The sequence below is a fragment of the Ruegeria sp. CH11 genome (assembly GCF_056537105.1).
In genome coordinates this window covers 171,494-194,853 of sequence record NZ_JBQFQX010000001.1, presented here as the reverse complement: position 1 = coordinate 194,853, position 23,360 = coordinate 171,494, and the positions used below count along the sequence as shown (strand labels likewise).

Annotated in this window: 24 protein-coding genes and 2 tRNA genes; 10 read left to right on the top strand and 16 right to left on the bottom strand. The window is 57.3% G+C overall.

Features of this window, described 5'->3' with window-relative positions; all coding sequences use genetic code 11:
* Window positions 1-73 precede the first annotated feature (73 nt).
* Window positions 74-262, bottom strand: a complete 189-nt coding sequence (locus ACR0LX_RS00990) for a hypothetical protein (RefSeq protein ID WP_480782206.1) — start codon at window positions 260-262, stop codon at window positions 74-76.
* Between the two features lie 333 nt (window positions 263-595).
* On the opposite strand from ACR0LX_RS00990, the gene ACR0LX_RS00985 reads away from it, so the two are divergent.
* A complete protein-coding gene (locus ACR0LX_RS00985) occupies window positions 596-982 on the top strand; it encodes a hypothetical protein (RefSeq protein WP_480782205.1) in 387 nt (128 codons plus the stop codon).
* Between the two features lie 558 nt (window positions 983-1,540).
* On the opposite strand, the gene ACR0LX_RS00980 is transcribed toward ACR0LX_RS00985, so the two are convergent.
* Both ACR0LX_RS00980 and ACR0LX_RS00975 read right to left on the bottom strand, forming a co-directional pair.
* Window positions 1,541-2,254 (bottom strand): class I SAM-dependent methyltransferase, encoded by a 714-nt coding sequence (locus ACR0LX_RS00980; protein ID WP_480782204.1) that lies wholly within the window; start codon window positions 2,252-2,254, stop codon window positions 1,541-1,543.
* A 336-nt stretch (window positions 2,255-2,590) separates the two neighbouring features.
* Window positions 2,591-2,676 (bottom strand) — tRNA-Leu (locus ACR0LX_RS00975).
* A 145-nt stretch (window positions 2,677-2,821) separates the two neighbouring features.
* On the opposite strand from ACR0LX_RS00975, the gene ACR0LX_RS00970 reads away from it, so the two are divergent.
* The gene (locus ACR0LX_RS00970; RefSeq protein ID WP_480569917.1) at window positions 2,822-3,400 is read left to right on the top strand and encodes a YqaA family protein; all 579 of its coding nucleotides are present in this window, start codon (window positions 2,822-2,824) and stop codon (window positions 3,398-3,400) included.
* The gene (locus ACR0LX_RS00965) at window positions 3,397-3,861 is read left to right on the top strand and encodes a disulfide bond formation protein B (protein WP_480782203.1); all 465 of its coding nucleotides are present in this window, start codon (window positions 3,397-3,399) and stop codon (window positions 3,859-3,861) included. Before ACR0LX_RS00970 ends, ACR0LX_RS00965 begins: the two co-directional genes overlap by 4 nt.
* 6 nt (window positions 3,862-3,867) lie before the next feature.
* On the opposite strand, the gene ACR0LX_RS00960 is transcribed toward ACR0LX_RS00965, so the two are convergent.
* The gene (locus ACR0LX_RS00960; RefSeq protein ID WP_480569922.1) at window positions 3,868-4,452 is read right to left on the bottom strand and encodes an HNH endonuclease; all 585 of its coding nucleotides are present in this window, start codon (window positions 4,450-4,452) and stop codon (window positions 3,868-3,870) included.
* A gap of 212 nt (window positions 4,453-4,664) precedes the next feature.
* On the opposite strand from ACR0LX_RS00960, the gene ACR0LX_RS00955 reads away from it, so the two are divergent.
* Both ACR0LX_RS00955 and ACR0LX_RS00950 read left to right on the top strand, forming a co-directional pair.
* Window positions 4,665-5,270 (top strand): pseudouridine synthase, encoded by a 606-nt coding sequence (locus tag ACR0LX_RS00955; protein WP_480782202.1) that lies wholly within the window; start codon window positions 4,665-4,667, stop codon window positions 5,268-5,270.
* A 31-nt stretch (window positions 5,271-5,301) separates the two neighbouring features.
* Window positions 5,302-5,727: a VOC family protein gene (locus ACR0LX_RS00950; RefSeq protein ID WP_480782201.1), complete on the top strand. Its 426-nt coding sequence runs from the start codon at window positions 5,302-5,304 to the stop codon at window positions 5,725-5,727.
* A 4-nt stretch (window positions 5,728-5,731) separates the two neighbouring features.
* Here ACR0LX_RS00950 and ACR0LX_RS00945 read toward each other — a convergent pair whose 3' ends face one another.
* The 4 genes from ACR0LX_RS00945 to ACR0LX_RS00930 are packed head-to-tail and all read right to left on the bottom strand — an operon-like array spanning window position 5,732 to window position 7,829.
* A complete protein-coding gene (locus tag ACR0LX_RS00945) occupies window positions 5,732-6,034 on the bottom strand; it encodes a putative quinol monooxygenase (RefSeq protein WP_480782200.1) in 303 nt (100 codons plus the stop codon).
* Window positions 6,028-6,531, bottom strand: coding sequence for an N-acetyltransferase family protein (locus tag ACR0LX_RS00940; RefSeq protein ID WP_480782199.1), 504 nt, complete (start codon window positions 6,529-6,531; stop codon window positions 6,028-6,030). The genes ACR0LX_RS00945 and ACR0LX_RS00940 overlap by 7 nt, the downstream gene beginning before the upstream one ends.
* 3 nt (window positions 6,532-6,534) lie before the next feature.
* A complete protein-coding gene (locus ACR0LX_RS00935; RefSeq protein WP_480569936.1) occupies window positions 6,535-7,200 on the bottom strand; it encodes an alpha/beta hydrolase in 666 nt (221 codons plus the stop codon).
* Complete coding sequence (locus ACR0LX_RS00930; RefSeq protein ID WP_480782198.1) at window positions 7,197-7,829, bottom strand: DNA-3-methyladenine glycosylase family protein; 633 nt, start codon at window positions 7,827-7,829, stop codon at window positions 7,197-7,199. Before ACR0LX_RS00930 ends, ACR0LX_RS00935 begins: the two co-directional genes overlap by 4 nt.
* Window positions 7,830-7,926: 97 nt before the next feature.
* Here ACR0LX_RS00930 and ACR0LX_RS00925 point away from each other — a divergent pair, with 97 nt between their 5' ends.
* The gene (locus ACR0LX_RS00925; RefSeq protein ID WP_480782197.1) at window positions 7,927-9,153 is read left to right on the top strand and encodes an MFS transporter; all 1,227 of its coding nucleotides are present in this window, start codon (window positions 7,927-7,929) and stop codon (window positions 9,151-9,153) included.
* 5 nt (window positions 9,154-9,158) lie between these two features.
* On the opposite strand, the gene ACR0LX_RS00920 is transcribed toward ACR0LX_RS00925, so the two are convergent.
* Genes ACR0LX_RS00920 through cysS form a run of 3 tightly spaced genes read right to left on the bottom strand, consistent with a single transcriptional unit; the run spans window position 9,159 to window position 13,018 of the window.
* Window positions 9,159-9,935, bottom strand: a complete 777-nt coding sequence (locus ACR0LX_RS00920; RefSeq protein WP_480782196.1) for a squalene/phytoene synthase family protein — start codon at window positions 9,933-9,935, stop codon at window positions 9,159-9,161.
* Window positions 9,936-9,938: 3 nt separating this feature from the next.
* Window positions 9,939-11,573 (bottom strand): citramalate synthase, encoded by a 1,635-nt coding sequence (gene cimA, locus ACR0LX_RS00915; protein ID WP_480782195.1) that lies wholly within the window; start codon window positions 11,571-11,573, stop codon window positions 9,939-9,941.
* Between the two features lie 47 nt (window positions 11,574-11,620).
* Complete coding sequence (gene cysS / locus ACR0LX_RS00910) at window positions 11,621-13,018, bottom strand: cysteine--tRNA ligase (protein ID WP_480782194.1); 1,398 nt, start codon at window positions 13,016-13,018, stop codon at window positions 11,621-11,623.
* A 219-nt stretch (window positions 13,019-13,237) separates the two neighbouring features.
* Between cysS and ACR0LX_RS00905 the strand changes: the two genes are divergently transcribed.
* Both ACR0LX_RS00905 and ACR0LX_RS00900 read left to right on the top strand, forming a co-directional pair.
* Window positions 13,238-13,582, top strand: coding sequence for an MmcQ/YjbR family DNA-binding protein (locus ACR0LX_RS00905; protein ID WP_480782628.1), 345 nt, complete (start codon window positions 13,238-13,240; stop codon window positions 13,580-13,582).
* A gap of 58 nt (window positions 13,583-13,640) precedes the next feature.
* A complete protein-coding gene (locus tag ACR0LX_RS00900) occupies window positions 13,641-14,828 on the top strand; it encodes a pyridoxal phosphate-dependent aminotransferase (protein WP_480782193.1) in 1,188 nt (395 codons plus the stop codon).
* Window positions 14,829-14,831: 3 nt separating this feature from the next.
* Here the strand turns inward: ACR0LX_RS00900 and ACR0LX_RS00895 are convergent, their stop codons facing one another.
* Entirely contained in the window at window positions 14,832-15,350 is a 519-nt protein-coding gene (locus tag ACR0LX_RS00895) for an outer membrane protein (RefSeq protein WP_480782192.1), read from the bottom strand.
* Window positions 15,351-15,773: 423 nt separating this feature from the next.
* Here ACR0LX_RS00895 and ACR0LX_RS00890 point away from each other — a divergent pair, with 423 nt between their 5' ends.
* Entirely contained in the window at window positions 15,774-17,318 is a 1,545-nt protein-coding gene (locus ACR0LX_RS00890) for a trimethylamine methyltransferase family protein (protein WP_480782191.1), read from the top strand.
* A gap of 50 nt (window positions 17,319-17,368) precedes the next feature.
* Here ACR0LX_RS00890 and ACR0LX_RS00885 read toward each other — a convergent pair whose 3' ends face one another.
* Together ACR0LX_RS00885 and ACR0LX_RS00880 are read right to left on the bottom strand one after the other, a co-directional pair.
* On the bottom strand, window positions 17,369-17,614 hold the full coding sequence (locus ACR0LX_RS00885; protein WP_480569962.1) for an EF-hand domain-containing protein: 246 nt from the start codon (window positions 17,612-17,614) through the stop codon (window positions 17,369-17,371).
* Between the two features lie 546 nt (window positions 17,615-18,160).
* On the bottom strand, window positions 18,161-21,778 hold the full coding sequence (locus tag ACR0LX_RS00880) for a vitamin B12-dependent ribonucleotide reductase (RefSeq protein ID WP_480782190.1): 3,618 nt from the start codon (window positions 21,776-21,778) through the stop codon (window positions 18,161-18,163).
* Window positions 21,779-22,322: 544 nt separating this feature from the next.
* Between ACR0LX_RS00880 and ACR0LX_RS00875 the strand changes: the two genes are divergently transcribed.
* On the top strand, window positions 22,323-22,757 hold the full coding sequence (locus ACR0LX_RS00875; protein WP_480782189.1) for a hypothetical protein: 435 nt from the start codon (window positions 22,323-22,325) through the stop codon (window positions 22,755-22,757).
* A gap of 7 nt (window positions 22,758-22,764) precedes the next feature.
* Here ACR0LX_RS00875 and ACR0LX_RS00870 read toward each other — a convergent pair.
* Window positions 22,765-22,841, bottom strand: a tRNA-Pro gene (locus ACR0LX_RS00870).
* Window positions 22,842-22,884: 43 nt separating this feature from the next.
* Window positions 22,885-23,352 carry a DUF192 domain-containing protein gene (locus ACR0LX_RS00865; protein ID WP_480782188.1) on the bottom strand — a complete coding sequence of 156 codons (468 nt, stop codon included), beginning with the start codon at window positions 23,350-23,352 and terminating at the stop codon, window positions 22,885-22,887.
* Window positions 23,353-23,360: the final 8 nt, after the last annotated feature.

Below are 23,360 nucleotides of genomic sequence, written 5' to 3'. Positions count from 1 at the left end.
AGCGGGATTCAGTTTTCAATTCCAATATCTAGGACGAATACCGGGAATTGTTTGGGGGTCCGCTGAACTGCCTTCAGACGTTGTTATGTGCCTCAAAAAGCCGCTTGTTTTTTACGATCTCGGTTAGTGCATTTTCGATAGGAGGGAAGCGACCACTGCTCGATTTGGTCGTGGTTGACAAACGTTCTCCGGCAATCTTACCAGAGGTTTGCATCACAGCTGTTGTGCTGGATTTTTCAGTCACAAAGGCAGGCTTGATCATGCTTTTCCCCTTGTCAGCGATCAAACGACACACCACTCGTTCGATCCAACCTGATCACTATGCCTCAACACGGTTGAACACTGTGCGAATACATTGTTCACGTTCGGTTAATGTTGTTCGCGAAATAAAGACAAACGAATAACGGACGCCTGGGTGAACCAAGAACAAGCTGTCTGAATACTGCTGGTGGGTTCTGCGACGTGAGGTTCCTCATTTGGTTTCTGAGAGTGCGTTAGCAGTGTCGCCGCATCGAAAGGCGCATTCTTGCCGACCGCCTCGCCCTTACGCGTTCAAATGCATATCTAAACCCTGAAACTTTAGAAGGCGCTGGAAATGAAAGTATCAGTTGGAGTTCTTACGGCAGCCCTAACCCTGCAAGGGGCGTCTATGGCAAGTGCAAACGACAGGTTATGGGGTCATAGCACCGACCAGGGTTTTGGCTTCAACGCAACCGCGCCAATCCTTGTAAAGTCCAAATCCAAACACTGCCCGCCCGGCCTCGCGAAGAAAGCGGTACCATGTGTACCGCCAGGCCAAGCCAAAAAATATCGCCGTGGCGATTACATCTATGACGGGTATGTCCGTATCGACGAACCGGGCCGATGGGGATTACGGCGCAATGGCTATTACGTGCGCGCCGGTGATTACGTATACGAAGTGAACCGTGAAACGCATGAAGTGCTCAATCTGATAGGTGCAATCGCCGACGTTTTGAATTGAGCCTGAAACGCGTCGCGCTGTACGATCTGATTTCTTTGTGTATCCAACTCACGCAGGGATACATGGCGGTACCTCGCCGGCGCATCCAAAGACACGTAAGGTGGGGCAACGGAACCCAGATATTTCCAAGAAACACGGGCGCATTGAATTCAGAAAGGCAGAAAAGTAAATGTCAGATGAGCTCCGTCACGGTCTTGTACCGCCATTTACTTTGCTTTCTCGCCAACAATCGCAAGTATCTGCGGACGGGCTTCAAGATTTCCATGCTACGATCTTTTGCCAAATTGGGGAGGTTTAACCTTTCGCCTTTTCGTTCGGTTTTGGAGGTGCGTTCTCTAGAAGCTCAACCAACTCAGCTGGAATACCAACCCCGGACACGTCGATTTCCTTTGGGCGGATCGTACATTGATGGGCTTTTAGCTTCGTCCCCACCTCAAATTTTTCCGTCGCTTCTTTCAAGTTACGTTTGAGAACGGTTTCCTCAACAGATACCGCTCCGTCTTGGTCACCAAGATTGCAAGCAGCCGAAACTGAAAAATTGATCTCATCGACGTCTAACTAGTATCGACCACTAGATTTTACGATGCGCTCAATGTCTTTAAGCAGGCAGAAACCAATTTGAGAAAGCAGAACTTTGCCGTCGCGCTTGGTTGAGCCAAGATTCTTGTATGAGACTTGCGGGCAATACTGAACATGACGCTCAGTGGCTGAAAACCGGATGATTGTCGTTGCGCTGCTATTGAGGAGCGACTTTAGAAACTTCAGCTGCCTCGTTGGATGCATAAAATTCAACACGCTATAAAGATGAACGAAGTCGAACTCGCTTATGAAGACCGCATCCAACTCATCTGCGCTAGCCACACTGAAATTTTCACCATACCTTTTCTTTGCCCGCGCGATTTGGCGTTCAGATATATCGATGCCAAAATACCTATCCAACTCAATTTCAGAATATTTTTCCAGGGCATATCTAAAGAAGCCCGCTCCGCATCCAACGTCCAATATCTTCGTTGCACCAATTTGTTCTGCAACAGATATTGCCTGAAATGACAGTGGATCGTTGCTAAATGAACTCGGGCGACGACTGTGCTCGCCCCGCAAATACCCGACCATGTCATATGCGTCTACGACCGAGTCGTCTTCATAATATTCTTGGTTGGCAAATCCTGTCTCAGAATTATCCGAGATATCCCAAAGCCTATTCCGTTCGTCAAACCTTCTGGCGTCCGCGCCCCATAACCTTTCGATCGACAACCCAAAGAAATTGACCATGAATGACCTCACCTAAATGTTGACCGGGTCGCTAGCACCTCGAACTGAGCCAAGCAAGCAACAATGTTGGCACGTCGAACACTAATTTAGGTATGCAGCAATTATTCGTCCGCACTGTATGCAGCAATTATTCGTCCGCACTGATTGATGCTTGCACTGCATTCCTTCGCATTCGACACATATTTGAATCAGTTGTCGGACGAAAACCGACCGTGCCAGGCTTCTAAGCTGTTGCTAATCCGTCAGAAACAGCCCATCGAACGTTCAAAATTCCATAGCAAATTGGCTCCTTTCCCGCATAATCCGGCAAGGAAACCCTTTGACTTAATAAGGATGTGGTGCCCAAGGAGAGACTCGAACTCTCACGCCCGTGAAGGCGGGGGATTTTGAATCCCCTGCGTCTACCATTCCGCCACTTGGGCCACGATCATTGGATTACCGTCACCAGTCGGGAAGGTCCAGAGGCAAAAATCAACCTTACCCCAGTTTGTTTTGCCTCTAACGGTTGACGGTTAAACACCTGCATGGTTTGGCTTGCATCAACATTGAATTGGAACCCTGCATCCTATGCTACGATCCCTGTATGACTGGACCATCCGTCTGGCCGAACATCCGCGCGCTCTTTGGGCGCTTGCGGTCGTGGCCTTTGTTGAAAGTTCGTTCTTTCCGATTCCACCGGATGTGCTGATGATCCCGATGATCATCGCGCGGCCATCTCGGGCGTGGTTGATTGCGTCCGTCGCGTTGGTGGCCTCGGTCCTGGGCGGGCTTCTGGGATATGCAATCGGCGCGTTCTTTTATGAAAGCATCGGGCAACCCATTCTCGAGTCGATGGGCAAGGCGCATGCCATGGAAGAGTTCAACCATCGCTTTAACGATTTCGGGTTCTGGGCGGTTCTGGCGGCCGGGGTGACCCCCTTCCCTTACAAGGTGATCACCATCATGTCCGGCTGGACGGGAATGCCACTTGGGACGTTCATTGCCACTTCGATCCTAGCTCGTGCACTGCGCTTTTTCCTTGTCGCCGGTTTGCTTTGGGGATTTGGCGAACCGATCCGGGAATTCATCGAAAAACGTTTGGGACTGATGTTCACCCTCTTCATCATCTTGCTGTTTGGTGGGTTCTTGGCGGTTAGATATCTATGACGAAACGCAACCTTCTAATACTCCTCGCCACAGCCGGATCAGCGGCACTTTTGCTGGGCGCGCTGGGTTTTCAGCATCTTGGCGGGTTGGCGCCGTGCAAGATGTGTATCTGGCAGCGGTATCCGCATGCCGCTGCGATTGCACTGGGAGTATGCGCCTTTGCCTTCCCTGGTGTTCGCTTTCTCCCCCTACTGGGCGCGATCGCAGCGGCGATCACCGCAGGGATCGGCGTGTTCCACGCCGGTGTCGAACGCGGATTGTGGGAGGGTCCTTCGACATGCACCTCGGGCGACATCGGTGGTCTGTCGCAGAAAGACCTGTTCGATCAGATCATGTCCGCCCCGCTGGTGCGTTGCGACGAGATTCCGTGGGAGATGTTGGGCCTGTCCATGGCGGGCTGGAACGCGCTGTTCTCGGCCGGTCTGGTGCTGCTATGGCTTGCGGCCTCGCGCGCACGCTGAACGTTATTAAGCGTCCAGTTCGGCATCCCAATACAGGAAGTCTATCCAACTTTCATGCAGGTGGTTCGGCGGGAACTTGCGCCCGATATTGCGCAACGCCTCGGCATCCGGCTGGCGGGGTGGCTTGTTCAAAGACATGCGTGCCTGTCGCAGCGACTTGGACCCTTTGCGCAGATTGCACGGGCTGCACGCAGCCACCACATTCTGCCAGCTTGTGACGCCACCTGCGGCGCGCGGCACCACATGATCAAAGGTCAGGTTGTCGCGGCTGCCGCAGTACTGGCATTTGAATTCGTCCCGCAGAAATAAATTAAAGCGCGTGAAGGCCACGCGCTTTCTGGGTTTTACGTAATCCTTCAGGACAACGACCGAAGGTATTCGGATCTCGGTACTCGGACTGCGGACAACCTCGTCATATTCAGCGACTATGTCGACCCTGTCCAGCCAAGCAGCCTTGATTGCTTCCTGCCAGGGCCACAGGGACAAAGGGTAGTAGGACAAGGGGCGATAGTCTGCGTTCAAAACCAATGCCGGATGATGCTTGAGCGCACCGGTTTCCCTGACAAATTCGGTCCTGAAGTCTCCATCCATATCAGAATCGCTCCTCGCTCTGCTCTGCCTGTTTTGACATCAGAGCGGGGAACACCCGCCCCGGCCTTAATCTAACTATATATCGTGTTAAAACTCTGACAAGCCCTGAGTTTCCACAATATCTCGGTCACTGGTTAAGCCCAAAGCGTAACAGTGGCGTGACAGTTATCCACAGGTTGCAACGGTTTTGTCAGCAAGCTATGGCGGGGTTTATGTCCTGGTTCATCCGCTTCAACAAACCCTACGACGTGCTGCCGCAATTCACTGATCGCGCGAATGCGGATTCGCCGCGCAGCACCCTGTCAGATTTCATCGATCTGCCGGATGTGTATCCCGCCGGGCGCCTGGACCGTGACAGCGAGGGGTTGATGTTGCTTACCGATAACGGGCGGCTTCAGGCGCAGATTTCGGACCCAAAGCACAAGATGGCCAAGACCTATTGGGTTCAGGTCGAAGGCATCCCGGACGGCGCAACGCTCAACGCATTGCGGGACGGTGTCGAGTTGAAAGATGGGCCGACGCGGCCGGCCAAGGCACGGTTAATGGACGAACCCGACGGGCTCTGGGCTCGTACCCCACCCATCCGGGTGCGCCAAACGGTGCCCGACAGCTGGATCGAGCTTACGCTCCGCGAAGGCCGAAACCGACAGGTCCGCCGCCTGACCGCAGCGGTTGGGCACCCCACCCTTCGGCTGATCCGCGCGCGCATCGGCGATTGGACGCTGGACGGACTGGAACCCGGCGCTTGGGACAGCCTGCCCATGCCAGCCCTGAGCACCTCTGTGCAGCGAAAACGGGACCGGCGTCCGCGTCGATGACGACCAAGGCCCGATCTGCTAGACTAGGGCCATGAAACTGACGCCCGAAATACCTGTGCCCTCGGCCATTCTCGAGGCGGCTCTGTATGTCGACGATCTGGACGCAGCCGAGACTTTTTACGGCGAGGTTCTGGCGCTGAAACGCATCCAGCGCGTCGAGGACCGGCACGTGTTTTACCGCATCGGCCACTCGGTTCTGCTGTTGTTCAACCCCGATCAGACCGAACAACCGCCAACCAACCCCGACCTGCCTGTCCCACCTCACGGCGCGCGCGGCCCTGGGCATGTGTGCCTTGTACTCGCCCGCGAAGAGATCGCCGCCATGCGCAAGCACTTGCTCGATTGGAACATCCCCATAGATGCCGAGTTTGAATGGCCCAACGGCGCGCGGTCGCTATATGTGCGCGATCCGGCGGGCAACTCGGTCGAGTTTTCAGAAGGCCGATTGTGGGACTAACCGTCTAGCGCAGGGGCAGTTTCTCACCGCCAATTACACGGTAAATCTCGCTAGACGTCACCCCAACCTCGCCCAGAACGGCCTGAAACCTGGCCATATGAGGTGTTGCGAAATGCGCCTCGAGTGCGGCCTGATCCTGCCACTCTTCGTAGACGCGAAAACAGGTTTTGTGCCCCAGAATCTGACTGAACTCATAAATCAGACATCCGGGTTCTTGCACGGTTTCCGCAACCATTTCCAGCGCAGCTTTGACCGCTTTTTCAACGCCTTGCGGCGCGACCTCAACTGTTCCTGTCACGATCAGCATGACACGTCCTTTCTTAGCTCATACCGCTTGGATACCCGGTTCACAGGTGTTCCATCTTGAAGCTGAACGCCATAGGCCACCGAGTAATCCCGAAAACCCATCTTTTCATAATAGCTTAGCCCCAGAATGTTATCCGCACGAATGGTGGCGTTAATCGCATTGAAACCAAGCGATCTTGCGACCCTTTCGGTTTCGGCAAACAAGGCACGCCCTGCTCCACGCAGCGTCGGTGATCGTCGTGTAAAAGTAGCCACATCTGCACAATCCTCGGGCAAGGCATCATATGTACCCAGCCACTGAAACCCGGCCACATCTCCGGTATCGTCCAGAGCAACATGGCAACATAACTTGTCTGCCCCGTCCAGATAGCTGAGTGCGAACTGCGCCTCTGAAAAGGGGGTCTCATGCGCCGTGGCTCCGCCTGCGGCAATGATCTGGTTGAGGATCGCGCAAGCTTCGGTCACGTCTTCGGGCATCATGGGACGGACGGCGATCATCGACTACAAGCTCAGTTTATCGCGCATAAAGGCCAGCGCCACGCTTAGCCCGTCGGGTGCGATCCCGTGGCCGGTGCCTTTCATCACGTGCGCGTAGACCTCTTTGAATCCAGCCTCCTGCAAGGCTTCGGCGGCTTCGGGCAAAGATTGCGGGGGAACCACGTCGTCCACGTCGCCATGCACAAGCAGAATCGGCATCCGGCTGACTACTTCCTCTGCCAGCATGTCCGGTTCCAGCAAACGGCCTGAAAAAGCCACGATACCCGCCACCGGGTCTTCGCGGCGAGGTGCGACATGCAGGCTCATCATCGTTCCTTGCGAGAAACCGAACAAGACAACCTGTTCGGGCAAAACGTCCTCGTCGACCATAAGCGCGTCCAGGAAGGCGTTGAAATCCTCGACCGCCATTTCCATGCCGCGGCGCGCCTCTTCCTCCGATGATCCGTCGATCCAGGGGATCGGAAACCATTGAAAGCCGTTTGGCATTCCTGGGATCTGCTCGGGCGCATCAGGGGCGACAAACAGCGTGTCGGGCAGATGTTCCCCCAAAGGGTCGGCCAATCCCAGCAAATCGGCCCCGTTTGCGCCATAGCCATGCACGAACACCACAACCGAGCGTGTATCACCCGAAACCGGCTCTTTCCTGAGCGCGTTCAAAACCCGTGTCATCTGATCCCTTCTCTGTCTTTTGCGACCCGGTAATAGGCCCAGAGCACCCGCGCGGCAACCGACCGCCAGGGCGACCAGGCCTCAGCCATTTGACGCAGCTCTTTGTCCGTGGGCCGTTCGGACAGGTCATACAAAACGCGCGCGGCCTCTTGCAGCGCCAGGTCTCCGGGCGCAATCACGTCGGCCCGACCCAGCGAAAACATCGCATAGATTTCAGCGGTCCAAACGCCAATCCCAGGCACTTGTGTCAGGATGGCGACAACTTCGTCATCCGGGGCACTACGCAACGCCCTGTAGTCGATACGCGCATCGGCCAGCGCACGGGCATAGCGGATTTTCTGACGGCTCAGACCAACGGCGCGCAGGTCGTCATCGCTGGCCCACATGATCTTGCGCGGTCCTGTGAGCTTTGCCTCGACCATCCGCTTCCAGATCGCATTGGCCGAGGCGACACTGACCTGCTGACTGACGATCGCACTTAGCAATTGGGCGAACCCATCAGGCTTGCGCCGCAACGGTAACGGACCTGTCTGTTCCATCGCATAGGCCATGCGGGGGCATGTTTCCGCTAGCCAGTCCGCCCCTTCGGCAACACAGTCAGGCGTTTCGATAATGCGTCCGACAGACATGCGTGCTCCGGCGGTTAAAGATGCGCTCACGTTAGGTTGCTTTGCCGCAGATGCAACCCGCTTGTACGACGGGCTTTTCACGGATACGGATGAGCCCATGACAATGACCTCCGCCACCCCTGACAACAACCGGGCCAAACGCAACGTCGCCGTTTTGGTCGCGGCGCAGGCTGTTCTGGGTGCGCAGTTGCCGATAATCTTCATTATTGGCGGTCTGGCGGGGCAATCGCTGGCGACCAACGCCTGCCTGGCCACGCTGCCGATCTCGCTGCTTGTGTTGGGATCAATGCTGTCGGCAACGCCCGTTTCAGCCATCATGCAGCGCTGGGGTCGTCGGGCGGGTTTTCTGATCGGGTCGACTGCGGGGGCCTGCGGGGGCGTGGTTGGCGCCTATGGGCTCTTTCTCGGATCATTCCCGATCTTTCTGCTCGGCAGCCTGCTGACCGGCGTCTACATGAGCGCGCACGGATTCTATCGATTTGCCGCAGCTGACACCGCATCGGATGACTTCCGCCCAAAGGCGATCTCTTATGTGATGGCAGGTGGCCTTGCTGCGGCCATCATCGGTCCTCAGATCGTAAAACTGACTTCAACCGCCTATGTGATTCCGTTTCTGGGCACCTATATCGCCGTCATTGCACTCAATGTCATTGGCGCGGCTCTGTTCTTCCTTCTTGATATTCCAACGCCCGAGCGGCCAACTGCGAATACCCCCAAAGGGCGCAGTCGGTGGGAGCTGCTGAAAACCCCCCGCATCGCCGTCGCCGTCATCTGCGCGATGGTATCATACGCCCTGATGAACCTTGTCATGACGTCGACCCCACTAGCTGTTGTCGGCTGCGGTTACACCGCCAATGACGCAGCGGATATTGTCACCAGCCACGTGCTGGCAATGTATGTCCCCAGTTTCTTTACCGGCCACCTGATCGCCCGCTTCGGGGTCGAGAAAATTGTGGCGCTTGGTCTGGCAATACTGGCGGCAGCTGGTGTGGTCGCCCTGCAAGGGGTTGAACTTGGAAACTTTTTCGTCGCCCTCGTGCTGCTTGGCGTCGGTTGGAATTTCGGCTTCATCGGAGCAACCAGCATGCTAGCCGCCTCGCACGACGTTAACGAACGCGGCCGGATGCAGGGTCTGAACGACCTGTTGGTGTTCGGTGGGGTCACATTCGCCTCGCTGGCCTCGGGCGGTTTGATGAACTGCTCGGGCGGATCACCGATCGAAGGGTGGACAGCCGTCAATCTCGCCATGATCCCCTTGCTCACGCTGGCAGGAGGTGCGTTGTTGTGGCTGGTGCTGAGGCCGTCGGATACCCAGACTGCCTGATCAGGTTACCAGCGTCCTGTCGCCGCCACGCGCATCAGGGATAGCCTGCGGCGGAGTTCTCCCTGCTTCAGCGCGCCCGCTGCCACAAGTTGTGGATTTGCCAACGCACGCCGCAGCACCCATTCGGCCTGCCAACCTGCAATCAGCGCCGGTTGCGCGGCCTTTGAGACACGCGCACCCTCAGACCGTGCAGACCGCAACCGATCCAACGCCTTTTGCGCCAGTGCCTGCACACCGTCCAGAGTTCCATCAAGCAGGGGGATGCGACCGCGCGCCTCAAGATCTGGTATGGCGCGAAACCAGTTGGCAACGCCCACCGCATAGCCGAAATCTCGCACCACATCTTCGTCCGCCGATCCCAATGCCTGCGCCGAAACCACCAGCAGCGTACCTGAGCTATGGTTGATGTAGGCATCGAAATGGGCCTCATCCTCGAACGGATCACGATAGATATCCCAACGCCTTACGGCGACATATTCATCCAACATCGCGACGAGATGCGGAGACAATACGCGCGTTAACGGCGTTACAACTTCGTGCCGTCGAACGGTTGGACCGTTGGCGATCTCCTGCAGAGCATCGCGCCACCATTGCAGGCGCATTTCCGCGATCATCGCCTCTTGCGTGACCCAGGGCGCGCGCGCGACCTCGACATTCAGCGCGTAGATCGGAAACAACACTGCTCGTGCTGCAACCGGGGCTGCCATCGCCGCCATGAATCGATCAGGGTCGGCACGATGTACCAGCGCGGCGCAAGCTTTCACGTCGTCGTCGAACTGCACGGGCTACTCGGCCGCTGCGGACTGCGGCCCGCAATCGCGCACCAGTTTCCACTGAATGGCCTCTAACAATGCCTCGAACGACGCGTCGACTATGTTGGCACTGACCCCCACAGTGGACCAGCGCCGCCCCTGCCCATCTTCGCTGTCGATTATGACGCGAGTCACCGCTTCGGTACCGCCCTGGGTGATCCGCACTTTGAAGTCCACCAGATGCATGTCATCCAAAATGCGGGAGTATTGCCCGAGATCCTTGGCCAACGCCTTGGACAGCGCATTCACAGGCCCCCGGTCACTGCCGCTGTCATCCATAGACTCGCTCACCGACAGCTTTTTCTCTCCGTCGACTTTCACGACAACAACAGCCTCGGACAAGCTGACCATCTTGTTGTACTTGTTCTTGCGCCGCTCGACCGTCACTTTATAGCGCTTGACCTCAAAGAACTGCGGCAGCTGCCCCAATTCGTCCCGCGCCAGCAGTTCAAAGCTGGCCTGAGCGGTGTCATAGGAATAGCCTTCGGCCTCACGCTCTTTGATCCGGTCAAGAATACGCCCCAACGCAGGGTTCCCTGCTTCGACCACCAGCCCCGCATCGGTCAGGCGCTTACGCAGGTTGGATTGACCTGCCTGGTTCGACATTGGAATGATCCGTGCGTTGCCTACACTTGCTGGGTCTACGTGCTCATATGTCGCGGGATCTTTCAAAATCGCGCTGGCATGCAGCCCTGCCTTATGGGCAAAGGCCGAGGCCCCCACATAGGCCGATTGCTTGCTGGGTACGCGGTTCAGGATGTCATCCAGCATCCGGCTGATGCGCGTCAGCCCTGCCAGCGCCTCGGGATCGACCCCGATCTGGTAGGTCGAGGCATAGGGTTCTTTCAACAGCAAGGTCGGGATCAGCGCGGTAAGATTGGCATTGCCGCAGCGTTCGCCCAACCCGTTTAACGTCCCCTGAACCTGCCGCGCGCCTGCATCAACCGCCGCCAACGAGCAGGCAACGGCATTTTCCGTATCGTTATGGGTATGGATACCCAACCTGTCCCCGGGAATACCGGCGGCGATCACCTCGGACACGATCTGCCCGACCTCGGCCGGCAAAGCACCGCCATTGGTGTCGCACAGCACCACCCAACGGGCACCCGCATCAAGGGCGGCCTGACAGACCTTCAACGCATAGCCAGGGTTTTCCTTGTAACCGTCGAAAAAGTGTTCGGCATCGAACAACGCCTCACGCCCCTGGGCGACGATATGCGCGACCGAGGCGCGAACATTCTCGACATTTTCATCCAGCTCAATCCCCAACGCGTGCGTCACGTGATAGTCATGCGATTTACCGACCAGGCAAACCGCCCGGGTCCCGGCATTCATCACCGCCGCCAGCACGTCGTCATTGTCGGCAGATCGACCCGAACGTTTGGTCATACCAAACGCCGTCAAACAGGCCGACGTCTTGGGGGCACTCTCAAAGAACGCGCTATCGGTGGGGTTTGCACCGGGCCAGCCGCCTTCGATATAGTCAATTCCCAACGCGTCCAACGCCTGCGTGATCTGGACCTTCTCAACAGTCGAGAATTGCACGCCCTGCGTCTGCTGCCCATCGCGCAGCGTGGTATCGTATAGGTAAAGACGTTCTTTGGTCATGTTCTGGCTCTTTGGCTTGACTTGTAGGTGCGGCGAATGGATCAGCGTCAGATGCTTTCGAGTTTGGCGGGATCAAATCCGGCACCCGGCACCAGTTCAATCGAATCCTTGCTCATCCGAACCTCAAGACCGGCGGCAAGGAAGACGGATTTCAAACGGTCCACCTCGGAAAAATCCTTGCTGATCATGGCTGCGGCGCGTGCGGCGGCCAACTTTTCCTCATAAGAAGAAAAGTCCGCTTCGGCGCTTTCGGCCCATTCCGCAAGGTCCTCAGAGAGCAGCCCCAACACCCGCGCACTTGCCAGCAACCCGGCACCATCGCCATCGGCGGCAAGACGGTGCAACTCGGCGATGGCACCCGCTGTGTTCAGATCATCCGCAAGCGCGTCGATAACCGCGGGTGCCGCGCTGGCGGCGGGCTCGATGCCCGCTGTCAGCGCCCGCCATTTGCGCAGCGTAGTCTCGGCGTCCCGCGCCTTCTTGGCTGTCCAATCCATCGGCTTGCGGTAATGGGTCTGCAAGAAAACGAACCGGATCACCTCTCCCGGAACGCCCTCTTCCAACAGATCATGAACAGTGAAGAAGTTGCCCAATGATTTGGACATTTTCTTGCCTTCGACCTGCAACATCTCATTGTGCATCCAGTACCGCGCAAACTCTCCATTCGGATGTGCGCAACTACTTTGGGCGATCTCATTTTCATGGTGTGGGAACATCAGGTCGTTGCCGCCTCCATGAATGTCAAAGCTGTCGCCCAGCAGTTCATAGCTCATGGCCGAGCATTCAATGTGCCAGCCCGGACGCCCCCGGCCCCATGGGCTCTCCCAACCCGGCAACTCATCAGTCGATGGTTTCCACAGTACAAAATCCATCGGGTTCTTCTTGTAAGGCGCAACCTCGACACGGGCACCGGCAATCATGTCATCGACAGACCGGCCTGACAGTTTTCCATAGCTCTCTTTCCAACTATCCACCGCAAACAGCACATGCCCCTCGGCCGCATAAGCGTGACCCTTTTCGATCAACCCCTCGATCATCGCGATCATCTGAGCGATGTATTGCGTCGCGCGCGGCATCTCGTTCGGCTCCAGCGCACCCAACGCGCCCATGTCGTGCAGGTACCAGCCTATGGTCTCGTCCGAGCGCTCCTGAACCAACTGCTCCAGCGATCCTTCGGCCCCGGCCTGCTTGCGGGCCAATGCGGTCGCGTTGATCTTGTCATCCACATCAGTAAAGTTGCGCACATAGGTCACATGATCGGCGCCATAGACATGCATCAGCAGTCGATAAAGCACATCAAAGACCACAACCGGACGCGCGTTGCCCAGATGGGCCCGGTCATAGACCGTTGGACCACAGACATACATCCGCACGTTTTCAGGGTCGATCGGCGCGAAATCCTCTTTCGCCCGCGTCCTTGTGTTGTGCAGTTTGATCGTCGTCATCAGGTCATGCTCCTAAAACAGCAGTTACGTCTCGCGTTGGCGCGGGCTTAGCAACTTGTCTCAGGGATGAAAACGAAAGAAACCGGCCCGCTTGATGGATCAGCAGGTAATGCAGCAAATAATGATGCAGGTCATCGGGTTCATGAGCCATCGCATATCACGTGCGGCGACGTGAGCCAAGACTTGAGTTCAACTCATTCGGGCGGCACTGTGCACGGCATGAGCCGCGAAACCGTCAACGCCATCTGCGCCCAATTGCCTGGCGCTGACCTGTCCGACCCCTGGGGTGGCGGGCACGACGCATGGAAGGTCGGTGGCAAAATGTTCGCCTGTATCGGGTCCGTCGGGGATGGCGTTTCCGTCAAAACCCCGGATATCGAAACCGCTCAAATGCTGATCGACGCGGGCGTGGGGACCAAGGCCCCGTACTTTCACCGCAGCTGGATTCGGCTGCCCTGGGATACCGATCCCGAAGAAATGCAGCACCGCCTGATCGCGTCTTATGGCATCGTACGCGCGTCGCTGACGAAAAAAGTTCAGGCGCAGTTGCCGCCGCGAAGTTGATTGACAATTCTTTGCCGCTCTGTCCCATTTCCGCCAATGGACTGAAGGGAGACGCGCCATGAAACTGTCGCATCGCATTACCCATCTGACCGGCGGCGGTCCGGATGGCTGGGACGTATTCTACCGCGCGCGTCGGATGATTGCCGAAGGTCACGCCGTCACCGAGTTGACCATTGGCGAGCATGACATTCAGACCGATGCCGAGATCCTGAATGCGATGGACGCCTCGGCCCGTGGTGGTCACACCGGTTATGCCATGGTCCCGGGCACTGACTTGCTGCGCGACACCGTGGCGGCGCGGCTGCAAATCCGCACCGGTGTGGCGACAACCCGTGATAACGTCCTGATCACGCCGGGCGGTCAGGCGGCCCTGTTTGCGGCGCATCTGGCCACATGCAACCCAGGTGATGTGGGCCTCTATCTGGACCCCTACTATGCCACGTACCCAGGCACGATTCGCGGTGCCGGAGCTGCCGCCAGAGCGGTACAAACGCATGCTGAAGACGCATTTCAACCGCGTGCCAGCGACATAGACGCCGCAACAGACGGTGCCGTATCGCTTTTGATCAACACGCCGAACAATCCGACCGGGGTGGTCTATTCACACCAGACCTTGCAGGCTATCGCGGATGTCTGTCAGCGACGGGACCTCTGGCTGATCTCGGACGAAGTGTATGACACCCAGGTCTGGGAAGGCAGCCACCTGTCGCCGCGCGCGTTGCCGAACATGGCCGAGCGCACGTTGGTCGTGGGCTCGATGTCAAAGTCGCATGCCATGACAGGTTCGCGCTGCGGCTGGATCGTTGCCCCAGCCGAGGTCATCGACAATCTGATAAACTTGGCGACTCACACCACTTACGGCGTGCCCGGTTTCATTCAGGACGCCGCCAGTTTTGCCCTGAATGCCGGGCATGAGCTGGAAGAGAGAATTGCCGAGCCCTTCCGCCGCCGTCGCGCATTGGCAAAGCGCGTTCTGGGCGCGCAGCAAACCGTGACCGCGATCCCTTCGCAGGGGGCGATGTATCTGATGCTGGACATTCGTGCTACGGGCCTGAGCGGAGACGCTTTTGCCAACGCGCTGTTGGATCGGCACGCCATCGCCGTGATGCCCGGCGAAAGCTTTGGCACAGCTGCCGCAGGGCACATTCGTGTGGCAATGACCATCGACGACGACAGGTTCGCAAGCGCGGTCCAAACCGTGTGCGATTTTGCTGCAGAATTGGCCATGAACAAAGGGGCGGCGTAGGCGTCAGAACCGGAAGGTCGTGCGCAAATTGAAAACGTTGGTCTGGATCTGCCCGTTGGTTCGCGTTGGGGTATCAAAGTCCTGTCGCAGCGCCTCGCCGCTGATCACGAACCTGTCGTTCAATGGGTAGGCGATGCCTATCCCATAGACAGCCGCCGTATCGCTATCGCCCGAAGTATCGGCGCGCGCGGTGCCCACAACGACATAGCCAAGCGCCGGGCCGAAATCATAGCCGCCGCGCAGTTTCAGGCGTGAGATGCTGTCCAGACTCCCCTCGCCTTGCCCCAGATCAAGGTTGAGACGGTTGTATTCTAGCTCACCACCCAGAACAAAACTGCCGAAGTCATGGTCATAGCCGATATGCGGGCCAAAGGCCGAATCGCTGCCGCTCACACCATCCGGCCCGTCTGCATCTGCATAGCCAAAACTGAATCCCACATAAGGGCCGGTCCAATCCTCGGCCAGTGCCGGGGCAGCCCCCGTCAGCATCAATACGACCAGTATCGCCTTTGTTGGTGTCACACAGACCTCCAAACAGATGACGCCGGAACCTTTTTGGCGGCTCCAGCACAGCGTCGCACATGCCCCCACAACAGCAAACAACAAAACATGTATTCAATTAACTATGCATATCTTAACAGATTTCTATCATAACGGGAAAAAACATTTCTTCACGCGGTCTTGCGCAGTTCTTCGTGAAAGTAATGTCCGAAAACGCCAGAAATAAACTCTGTTCAAGGTCGCAAACAGGACAGATATTGTCGTGCGCGGTTGAAAAACTAGTCGCAGGTTATCGAGGAAACCGATGCAAAACGAAGTCTGGAAAGTCCAACTGATCAGCCGGACGATTGGTGCTGATCGGGGTCGGGCGGCGCGCGGTCGGCCTGCGCGCGATTGAATCTTGCGCAAAACCACCAAACCAGCCCTTTGTTCCGGACCAACTACATGAATGATCAATCCCGTACCTCTTCCCGCAGCGGTGGGCGCTCTGCCCGTCGAGCCGCGCGCGCGTCTGCCTTACCCGAGCATCTGCGTCCTGTCCGACCTGGCATGTCCGGCGGTGCTCTCAAGGTTCTGACCGACACACAGGTACAGCAAATCCACCAGGCGGCGTTGACCGCCCTTGAAACAATCGGCCTAGCGGACGCCCCGCAAAGCGGAATCGACTATCTGGTCGGTGCTGGTTGTACCTTGGGCGATGACGGTCGGATCCGGTTTCCGCGCGCGCTGGTCGAGGATACTTTGGCGAAGGCGAACCGCTCGGTCACGTTATACAGCCGCGATGGCAAGACCGATCTGGATCTTTCCGGCAGTCGCGTTCACTACGGAACCGCAGGGGCTGCGGTCAGTATGGTGGACGTGCAGGGCAACGCCTATCGCGACTCGACCGTACAAGACCTGCACGACGCGGCGCGTATCTGCCAAGAACTTGATAATATTCACTTTGTTCAGCGCCCGATGGTGTGCCGCGACATTGCCGACAACCTTGAAATGGACCTGAACACGATCTACGCGGCGTGTTCCGGCACGTTCAAACATGTCGGCACGTCCTTCACGGAACCAAGTCATGTCCCCCCGGCACTCGAAATGGCTTACATGATCGCTGGCGGCGAGGATAAATACCGCGAGCGGCCATTTGTTTCGAACTCGAACTGTTTTGTCGTGCCACCGATGAAGTTCGCGACCGAAAGTTGCGAAGTGATGGAACTTTGCATCAAGGGTGGGATGCCGGTTCTGTTGCTGTCTGCCGGAATGGCCGGGGCCACCGCACCGTCGACGATTGCCGGCGCGATTACGCAGGCAACGGCAGAATGTCTTGCCGGTTTGGTTTACGTAAATGCCGTAAGTCCCAGTGCACCCGCGATTTTTGGCACCTGGCCCTTTGGGTTGGACCTTCGGACCGGAGCTATGTCAATCGGTTCGGGCGAACAGGCCCTGCTGACAGCAGGCTGCGCCCAGATGCACCAGTTCTACGACCTGCCTGGCGGAGCGGCGGCCGGCGCGTCGGATTCCAAGATGCCCGATATGCAGGCCGGGTGGGAGCAGATGTGTTCCAACGTGATGGCCGGGCTGTCTGGTGTGAACATGGTCTATGAGGCTGCGGGCATGCATGCCTCACTGCTTGGATTCTGCTTTGAAAGCCTGATCCTGGCAGACGATCTGATTGGACAGGCACAACGCTGCGTCCGCGGGATCGAAGTTACAGACGAAACACTGGCGCTGGATCAGATGGCCGAGGTCTGCATCGGCGGGCCGGGTCATTATCTGGGAACCGATGCCACGCTAAGCCGGATGCAGGCGGACTATGTCTATCCGACATTCGGCGATCGCACTTCGCCTAAGGAATGGGCAGAACTTGGAAAGCCTGATCTGCTTGCCAAAGCTGCTGCGCGAAAGGATGAGATTCTGGCGAACCCTTCTGCGGCCAAGTTCGACCCTTTGCTGGACAGCGAACTTCGGGCGAAGTTCAACATTCACTTACCATCGTAAGCACTTGAAAAGGCGGCCCGTTACGAGACGAGCCGCCTGTTGTTGCAGCGTTAGCCGTTATTCGGCGGAAGCAATCCCGCCTCTTGCGCCACAGCGATCTCATCCGCGTCCAAGGCGCCGTCACCATTTGCATCCATTGCCGAGAACCCGTCGGTATCGACCTCGGGCAAAACGGCTTGTACCTCTTCGATGGTCAGAACGCCATCTCCGTTGGTGTCCGCACTGGACTGCGCCAGCGCGAGTGCGGGCAGGCCAAAAGCGATTGCGGAAATGACGGCCAGTTTTTGCGGTTTCATGAGTGTGCCTCCTGAGTAGATTTCAAAGTTTTTTCGTCCGGACAGGGCACAGACACACGCAATTGCCGGTCTCAGTCACCCCATGTGAGGGAGGATCAGGAATTCGCGCCATTCTCCGCGTGTTTGTCCGAGTCGCATCCGCAATCAACCGCTGGGCGAAATGGCTGTTCGAGGTGTCGGCGAAACTTGCCCGACGCTTGATCACCGATCCGGCAAGCCTTTGCCTGAAACCGCGACTCGGATGACCAAAAAAGAAAGGGGGCCGAAGCCCCCTGTCAGTTTCGCCTTCCAGGCTCTTTTCGTTGACCGCCCGGTGTTTTTTTGCCTGCGGCCTGGACTGCGCATGGGGCGAGCGCACCCGCCCCCTGAAAGAGTGGGAGGGAGCAAATATTCCGCCCCACCCTGTTTGCGGCCAACACGGGCATGTCGACCGGATGGACCAAGGCAACTTAGGTAAGTCTTTGCGCCTTGAGCCGTTGTTCGTCGGGACCCGAGATCCGGGGGGAAATCGAGGTCCCTGCGCCCCGGGGTGCCGGGGCGGTATTCTCAGCTACACCCGCTTGTCGCGCCGCAGGTGTTGCATTTCATGCAGGTGCCGTTGCGCACCAGCGTGTAGTTTCCGCATTCACCGCACGGGTCGCCCTCGTAACCTTGCATCTTGGCTTTGGTGCGGGCATCCATGCTGGTCGCGACGGCGGTTTCCGCTGGGGCGTCGAACTGCGCGGCGGTTTCCGCCATGCCGGTCACATCTGCTTGCCCACCATTCAGAACCATCAGATCCTGCGGCAGACGCTTGCGCAGATAACCGGTCGAGCTGATTTGTTTCAGCACTTCCAGAGACTTTGTTGCAGCACTTTCGCTGATTTCGGATACGTTCGCGACGCCCTCATCCTCGCCGCGGCCCAAATCGTCAAAGGTCGCTCCTTCGGGTTTCACATGCGCCAGATCGGTGCGATCCAGATAGGAGACGGCCAGTTCGCGGAAGATGTAATCCAGGATCGACGTCGCGTTCTTGATCGAGTCGTTGCCCTGCACCATCCCAGCCGGTTCGAACTTGGTGAAGGTGAAGGCATCCACGAACTCTTCCAGTGGAACGCCATATTGCAGGCCAACCGAGACGGCGATGGCAAAGTTGTTCATCATCGCCCGGAAACCAGCACCTTCCTTGTGCATGTCGATGAAAATCTCGCCCAGCTTGCCATCTTCGAACTCACCAGTGCGCAGATAGACCTTATGGCCACCCACGATCGCCTTCTGGGTATAGCCCTTGCGGCGATGCGGCAATTTCTCGCGATGGCTGCGGATCATTTCCTTGACCACAACCTTCTCGATTACCTTCTCGGCCAGAACGACCGCCTTTTCCTGCGTCGAACCGCTTTCCAGAACTTCCGCCGCCTCGTCGTCATCCTCGACCAGCGCCGCCGCCAAAGGCTGCGACAGTTTCGAGCCGTCACGATAGAGCGCGTTTGCCTTCACACCCAGCGACCAGCTGAGTTCGTAAGCTTTCTGGCAATCCTCGATGGTCGCATCATTCGGCATGTTGATCGTTTTCGAGATCGCACCCGAGATGAAGCTTTGCGCCGCAGCCATCATGGTGATGTGGCTATCAACCCCAAGGAAACGCTTGCCTTTCTTGCCGCACGGGTTGGCGCAGTCGAATATCGAATAGTGCTCTTCCTTCAGATGCGGCGCACCTTCCAGCGTCATCGTCCCACAGACATGGTCGTTCGCCGCGTCGATATCCCCTTTGGTAAAGCCCAGATGGCGCAACAGGTCGAAGGTCGGGTCGTTCAGCTTGGTCGCCGGGATCCCCAGAACGCCGGTGCAGAAATCTTCGCCCAGTGTCCACTGGTTGAAGACGAACCGGATATCAAAAGCACTTTCCAGCGCGGCGTCCACCTTGGCCAGTTCGTTCGGGCCAAAGCCATGACCGGTCAGCGACGTGTGGTTGATCCCCGGCGCGTTGCCGATGGTGCCATGTCCAACCGCATAGCCCACGATCTCTTCGATCTGAGCCGAGGAATAGCCCAGCTTCTCAAGCGCAGAAGGCACCGAACGGTTGATGATCTTGAAGTAGCCACCACCGGCCAGCTTTTTGAACTTAACCAGCGCAAAATCGGGCTCGATCCCGGTCGTGTCGCAGTCCATCACCAGACCAATAGTGCCGGTCGGTGCGATAACCGTGGCCTGCGCATTGCGATAACCGTTCTTTTCGCCGAGGCTCAGCGCCTCATCCCACGCGGACATGGCCAGATCGACCAGACGTTTATCCGGGCAGTTGCCGTGATCCAGACGCACGGGCTTCACGGCCAGTTTCTCATACCCCTCGGTCACTCCTTGCGACGCGCGGCGGTGGTTGCGGATGACGCGCAGCATGTGGTCGGCGTTGCGCTCATAGCCCTTGAACGGGCCAAGCTCACCGGCGATCTCAGCCGAGGTTGCATAGGCCACACCGGTCATGATCGCAGTCAGCGCGCCACAGATCGCCCGACCTTCATCCGAGTCATAGCTGTAGCCCATGTTCATCAGCAGACCGCCGATGTTCGCATAACCCAGACCCAAAGTGCGGAAGTCATAGGACAGCTGCGCGATTTCCTTGGATGGGAATTGCGCCATTGTCACCGAGATTTCCAGTGTCAGGGTCCACAGGCGCGAAGCATGCATGTAATCCGCCGCCTGGAACTCACCATCCTTGAGGAACGTCAGCAGGTTCATCGACGCCAGGTTACAGGCCGTGTCATCGAGGAACATGTATTCCGAGCACGGGTTCGAGCCGCGAATCTCACCGTCTTCGGGGCACGTGTGCCATTCGTTAACGGTGTCGTGAAACTGGATGCCCGGATCAGCACAGGCCCACGCGGCGTGGCCGACCTTTTCCCACAGATCGCGCGCCTTGACGGTCTTGGCGACCTTACCGTCGGTCCGGTTGATCAACTCCCAATCCGCGTCTTTTTCAACGGCGGTCAGGAACGCATTGGTCACTCGGATCGAGTTGTTCGAATTCTGACCCGAGACCGAACTATAGGCTTCCGAATCCCAGTCCGTATCGTAGGTCGGGAACTCGATGCTGTCGTGGCCCTGCTTGGCGTAATCCAACACGCGCTTGATGTAAGTTTCTGGGATCGCAACCTTTTTCGCCTCGCGAACCGCCTTTTTCAAAGCATCGTTCGAATTCGGATCATAGGCATCGTCAGCGGACCCATCCCAAGACCGGATGGCCTCGAAAATGCCGTTCAGCATCTTCTCGTGCATCTTCGATCCGGCAACGATCGAGGCCACTTTCTGTTCTTCGAGCACCTTCCATTCAATGAACTGCTCGATATCGGGGTGATCGGCGTCCACGATCACCATCTTTGCTGCTCGACGGGTTGTCCCGCCTGATTTGATCGCGCCAGCGGCGCGGTCGCCGATTTTAAGGAAGCCCATCAGGCCCGAGGATTTGCCGCCACCCGACAGCGCCTCGCCTTCTGCGCGCAGATGGCTGAAGTTGGTCCCGGTGCCCGATCCATACTTGAACAAACGTGCCTCACGCACCCACAGGTCCATGATGCCGCCTTCGTTCACCAGATCGTCATCAACGGACTGGATAAAGCACGCATGCGGCTGCGGATGCTCGTAGGCGGATTTCGACTTGGTCAGCTTGCCGGTTTTGTAGTCGACATAATGGTGCCCCTGCGCCGGGCCGTCGATTCCATAGGCCCAGTGCAGGCCGGTGTTGAACCATTGCGGCGAATTCGGTGCGGCGCGCTGGGTCGCCAACATATAGCGCATCTCGTCAAAGTAAGCGCGCGCGTCGTCCTCGGTCGAGAAATAGCCGCCCTTCCAGCCCCAATAGGCCCACGCGCCCGCCAGACGGTCAAACACCTGCTTCGAAGAGGTTTCTCCATCAAATTCAGCGCCATCAGCGGGAACCGAACGCCACAGGAATTCAGGAACGTCTTTTTCTTTTACCTTCTTCAGCTTGGACGGAACGCCAGCCTTACGAAAGTACTTTTGCGCGATGACGTCGCTGGCCACCTGGCTCCATTTGGCGGGAACCTCAATCTCGTCCAGGCGAAACACAATGGTCCCATCGGGATTGCGGATTTCCGAGGTCGCGGACACAAAGTCCAATTCGGCGTATGCGTCCTGCCCCGGTTTGGTGAACTTTCTTTCAATCTTCATATCCGCTGCCCCAGCTTCAATCCGTCCAAATTCTAGTCTCAGGCACAAAATCTTGAGTGGCGAAGTGCCGCTCGCCTTGCCTAGCCAAGTTCGAACACAGGAAGACCGTCGCTGCCTTTGACAGCGCAAAACCGTACAATCCGGTCGCACGTCTGAATGGTTTGTTGTCCGTCCCTTGCCCGGCGCCACCCTGGATGTCCTACCAGATATAGTGTCGCGCCCCTCGGCCCATACAATCTGACGTATGATGCCATAGTTGGTCAACGACCTTTTTCAGAGTTTTTTGAAATCTTTTTTGTTGACCGCCGTTCTAAAATCGGCGGAAAACCGCCGCGAACCGATTCCTCCACAGCCAACCACCGTGCGCAGCGCCTTACACCCGGCTTCGAACCAGAGAGAATATTCGTTTCCCTCGGCCACCTTAGCGGCCAGAGATCAACCAGTTCAGCGTTTACGAAAAGTTCAGAGAATCATCGCCTCGGCTTTGGTCCGCGTGCCATAGTTGAAACGAGGAACACTCATTCACCTGGGAATCGGTTTCGGTATGCGTCTGTTGCGTTCAATTCCTGCTCTGGCCCTGATCGTGTCCTGCACATCACAGGACAGCCCACCCGGATCACGCAGTGCACAATTCGCCGAGTATCCCAAAAAGATGTTCAATTCGTTTCAAACAGACTGCGCCGGGCCGGGAGAAGATTACGTAAACACCGGCAAAGGCAGCTTTGAATGCCGCGAGCATCTTTCGCCCGAAGCGACAGCTTTTCTGATTCTGTCTTATGACGGCTACCCGCAAAAGCTGCCGCAAATCGTGACCCGTCTGGAATCAACCAAAAATCAACTTGGGTATCGCGTGGACGCAGATCTTTTCTTCCTGGTGCCGCAACAAGATGGCGGAACGCTGAGAATCCCGGTGCAAAGCGAAACGCTTGATCAGGATTTCAGTCGCCTCTACGCCAGATATGGCGGAACGCCGATCTAAGAAGAAGTGGTCGGGGCGGCAGGATTCGAACCTACGACCCCCTGTACCCAAAACAGGTGCGCTACCAGACTGCGCCACGCCCCGGACCGTGCGCCTTCCTAAACGCGCCGATCTGATTTGAAAAGCCCTAACAGGGCCAAATTGCAGGACCTTGCGAAAAAATTTCATGACGCAATTGCGTTCCAGGGCCGATACCGTAACGGCTCGCCAGCCCGGCATTGATTTCGAGCACGGTAAATACCGAATCGCCGCCTTTGATTGGGGTAAGATCCCCCGGTACCGCACCTTCATGCACATGGGTTACGGTCCCGGCGCGATCGGTAAAAATCATGTCCAACGGGATAAGCGTATTCTTCATCCAAAACGCGACCCTTTGCGGGGGGTCGAACACGAACAGCATCCCTGCCCGCGCGGGAAGTTCCTGACGAAACATCAAACCGCGCGATCTTTCCGCTGGCGTGATTGCCAATTCGATATCAAACCGAACTTGGGCCTGATCGTTGCGCAATTCGACCCGGTCAGCCCGGCACTCGGCGCGGGCCGCGGCGCTGAAACACACCATCAGGATCGCAAGCGCCGGGAAGAACTTCTTCATTGCATGAG

Coding starts and splice junctions, on each gene's coding strand:
- ACR0LX_RS00875 (WP_480782189.1), top strand. CDS start 22,323: ATGCGTCTGTTGCGTTCAATTCCTGCTCTGGCCCTGATCGTGTCCTGC.
- ACR0LX_RS00945 (WP_480782200.1), bottom strand. CDS start 6,034: ATGCTGATCGTGACAGGAACAGTTGAGGTCGCGCCGCAAGGCGTTGAA.
- ACR0LX_RS00970 (WP_480569917.1), top strand. CDS start 2,822: ATGCTACGATCCCTGTATGACTGGACCATCCGTCTGGCCGAACATCCG.
- ACR0LX_RS00865 (WP_480782188.1), bottom strand. CDS start 23,352: ATGAAGAAGTTCTTCCCGGCGCTTGCGATCCTGATGGTGTGTTTCAGC.
- ACR0LX_RS00965 (WP_480782203.1), top strand. CDS start 3,397: ATGACGAAACGCAACCTTCTAATACTCCTCGCCACAGCCGGATCAGCG.
- ACR0LX_RS00940 (WP_480782199.1), bottom strand. CDS start 6,531: ATGATCGCCGTCCGTCCCATGATGCCCGAAGACGTGACCGAAGCTTGC.
- ACR0LX_RS00880 (WP_480782190.1), bottom strand. CDS start 21,778: ATGAAGATTGAAAGAAAGTTCACCAAACCGGGGCAGGACGCATACGCC.
- ACR0LX_RS00950 (WP_480782201.1), top strand. CDS start 5,302: ATGAAACTGACGCCCGAAATACCTGTGCCCTCGGCCATTCTCGAGGCG.
- ACR0LX_RS00930 (WP_480782198.1), bottom strand. CDS start 7,829: ATGTCTGTCGGACGCATTATCGAAACGCCTGACTGTGTTGCCGAAGGG.
- ACR0LX_RS00925 (WP_480782197.1), top strand. CDS start 7,927: ATGACAATGACCTCCGCCACCCCTGACAACAACCGGGCCAAACGCAAC.
- cimA (WP_480782195.1), bottom strand. CDS start 11,573: ATGACCAAAGAACGTCTTTACCTATACGATACCACGCTGCGCGATGGG.
- ACR0LX_RS00990 (WP_480782206.1), bottom strand. CDS start 262: ATGATCAAGCCTGCCTTTGTGACTGAAAAATCCAGCACAACAGCTGTG.
- ACR0LX_RS00905 (WP_480782628.1), top strand. CDS start 13,238: ATGAGCCGCGAAACCGTCAACGCCATCTGCGCCCAATTGCCTGGCGCT.
- ACR0LX_RS00890 (WP_480782191.1), top strand. CDS start 15,774: ATGAATGATCAATCCCGTACCTCTTCCCGCAGCGGTGGGCGCTCTGCC.
- ACR0LX_RS00985 (WP_480782205.1), top strand. CDS start 596: ATGAAAGTATCAGTTGGAGTTCTTACGGCAGCCCTAACCCTGCAAGGG.
- ACR0LX_RS00900 (WP_480782193.1), top strand. CDS start 13,641: ATGAAACTGTCGCATCGCATTACCCATCTGACCGGCGGCGGTCCGGAT.
- ACR0LX_RS00885 (WP_480569962.1), bottom strand. CDS start 17,614: ATGAAACCGCAAAAACTGGCCGTCATTTCCGCAATCGCTTTTGGCCTG.
- ACR0LX_RS00955 (WP_480782202.1), top strand. CDS start 4,665: ATGTCCTGGTTCATCCGCTTCAACAAACCCTACGACGTGCTGCCGCAA.
- cysS (WP_480782194.1), bottom strand. CDS start 13,018: ATGACGACGATCAAACTGCACAACACAAGGACGCGGGCGAAAGAGGAT.
- ACR0LX_RS00980 (WP_480782204.1), bottom strand. CDS start 2,254: ATGGTCAATTTCTTTGGGTTGTCGATCGAAAGGTTATGGGGCGCGGAC.
- ACR0LX_RS00960 (WP_480569922.1), bottom strand. CDS start 4,452: ATGGATGGAGACTTCAGGACCGAATTTGTCAGGGAAACCGGTGCGCTC.
- ACR0LX_RS00935 (WP_480569936.1), bottom strand. CDS start 7,200: ATGACACGGGTTTTGAACGCGCTCAGGAAAGAGCCGGTTTCGGGTGAT.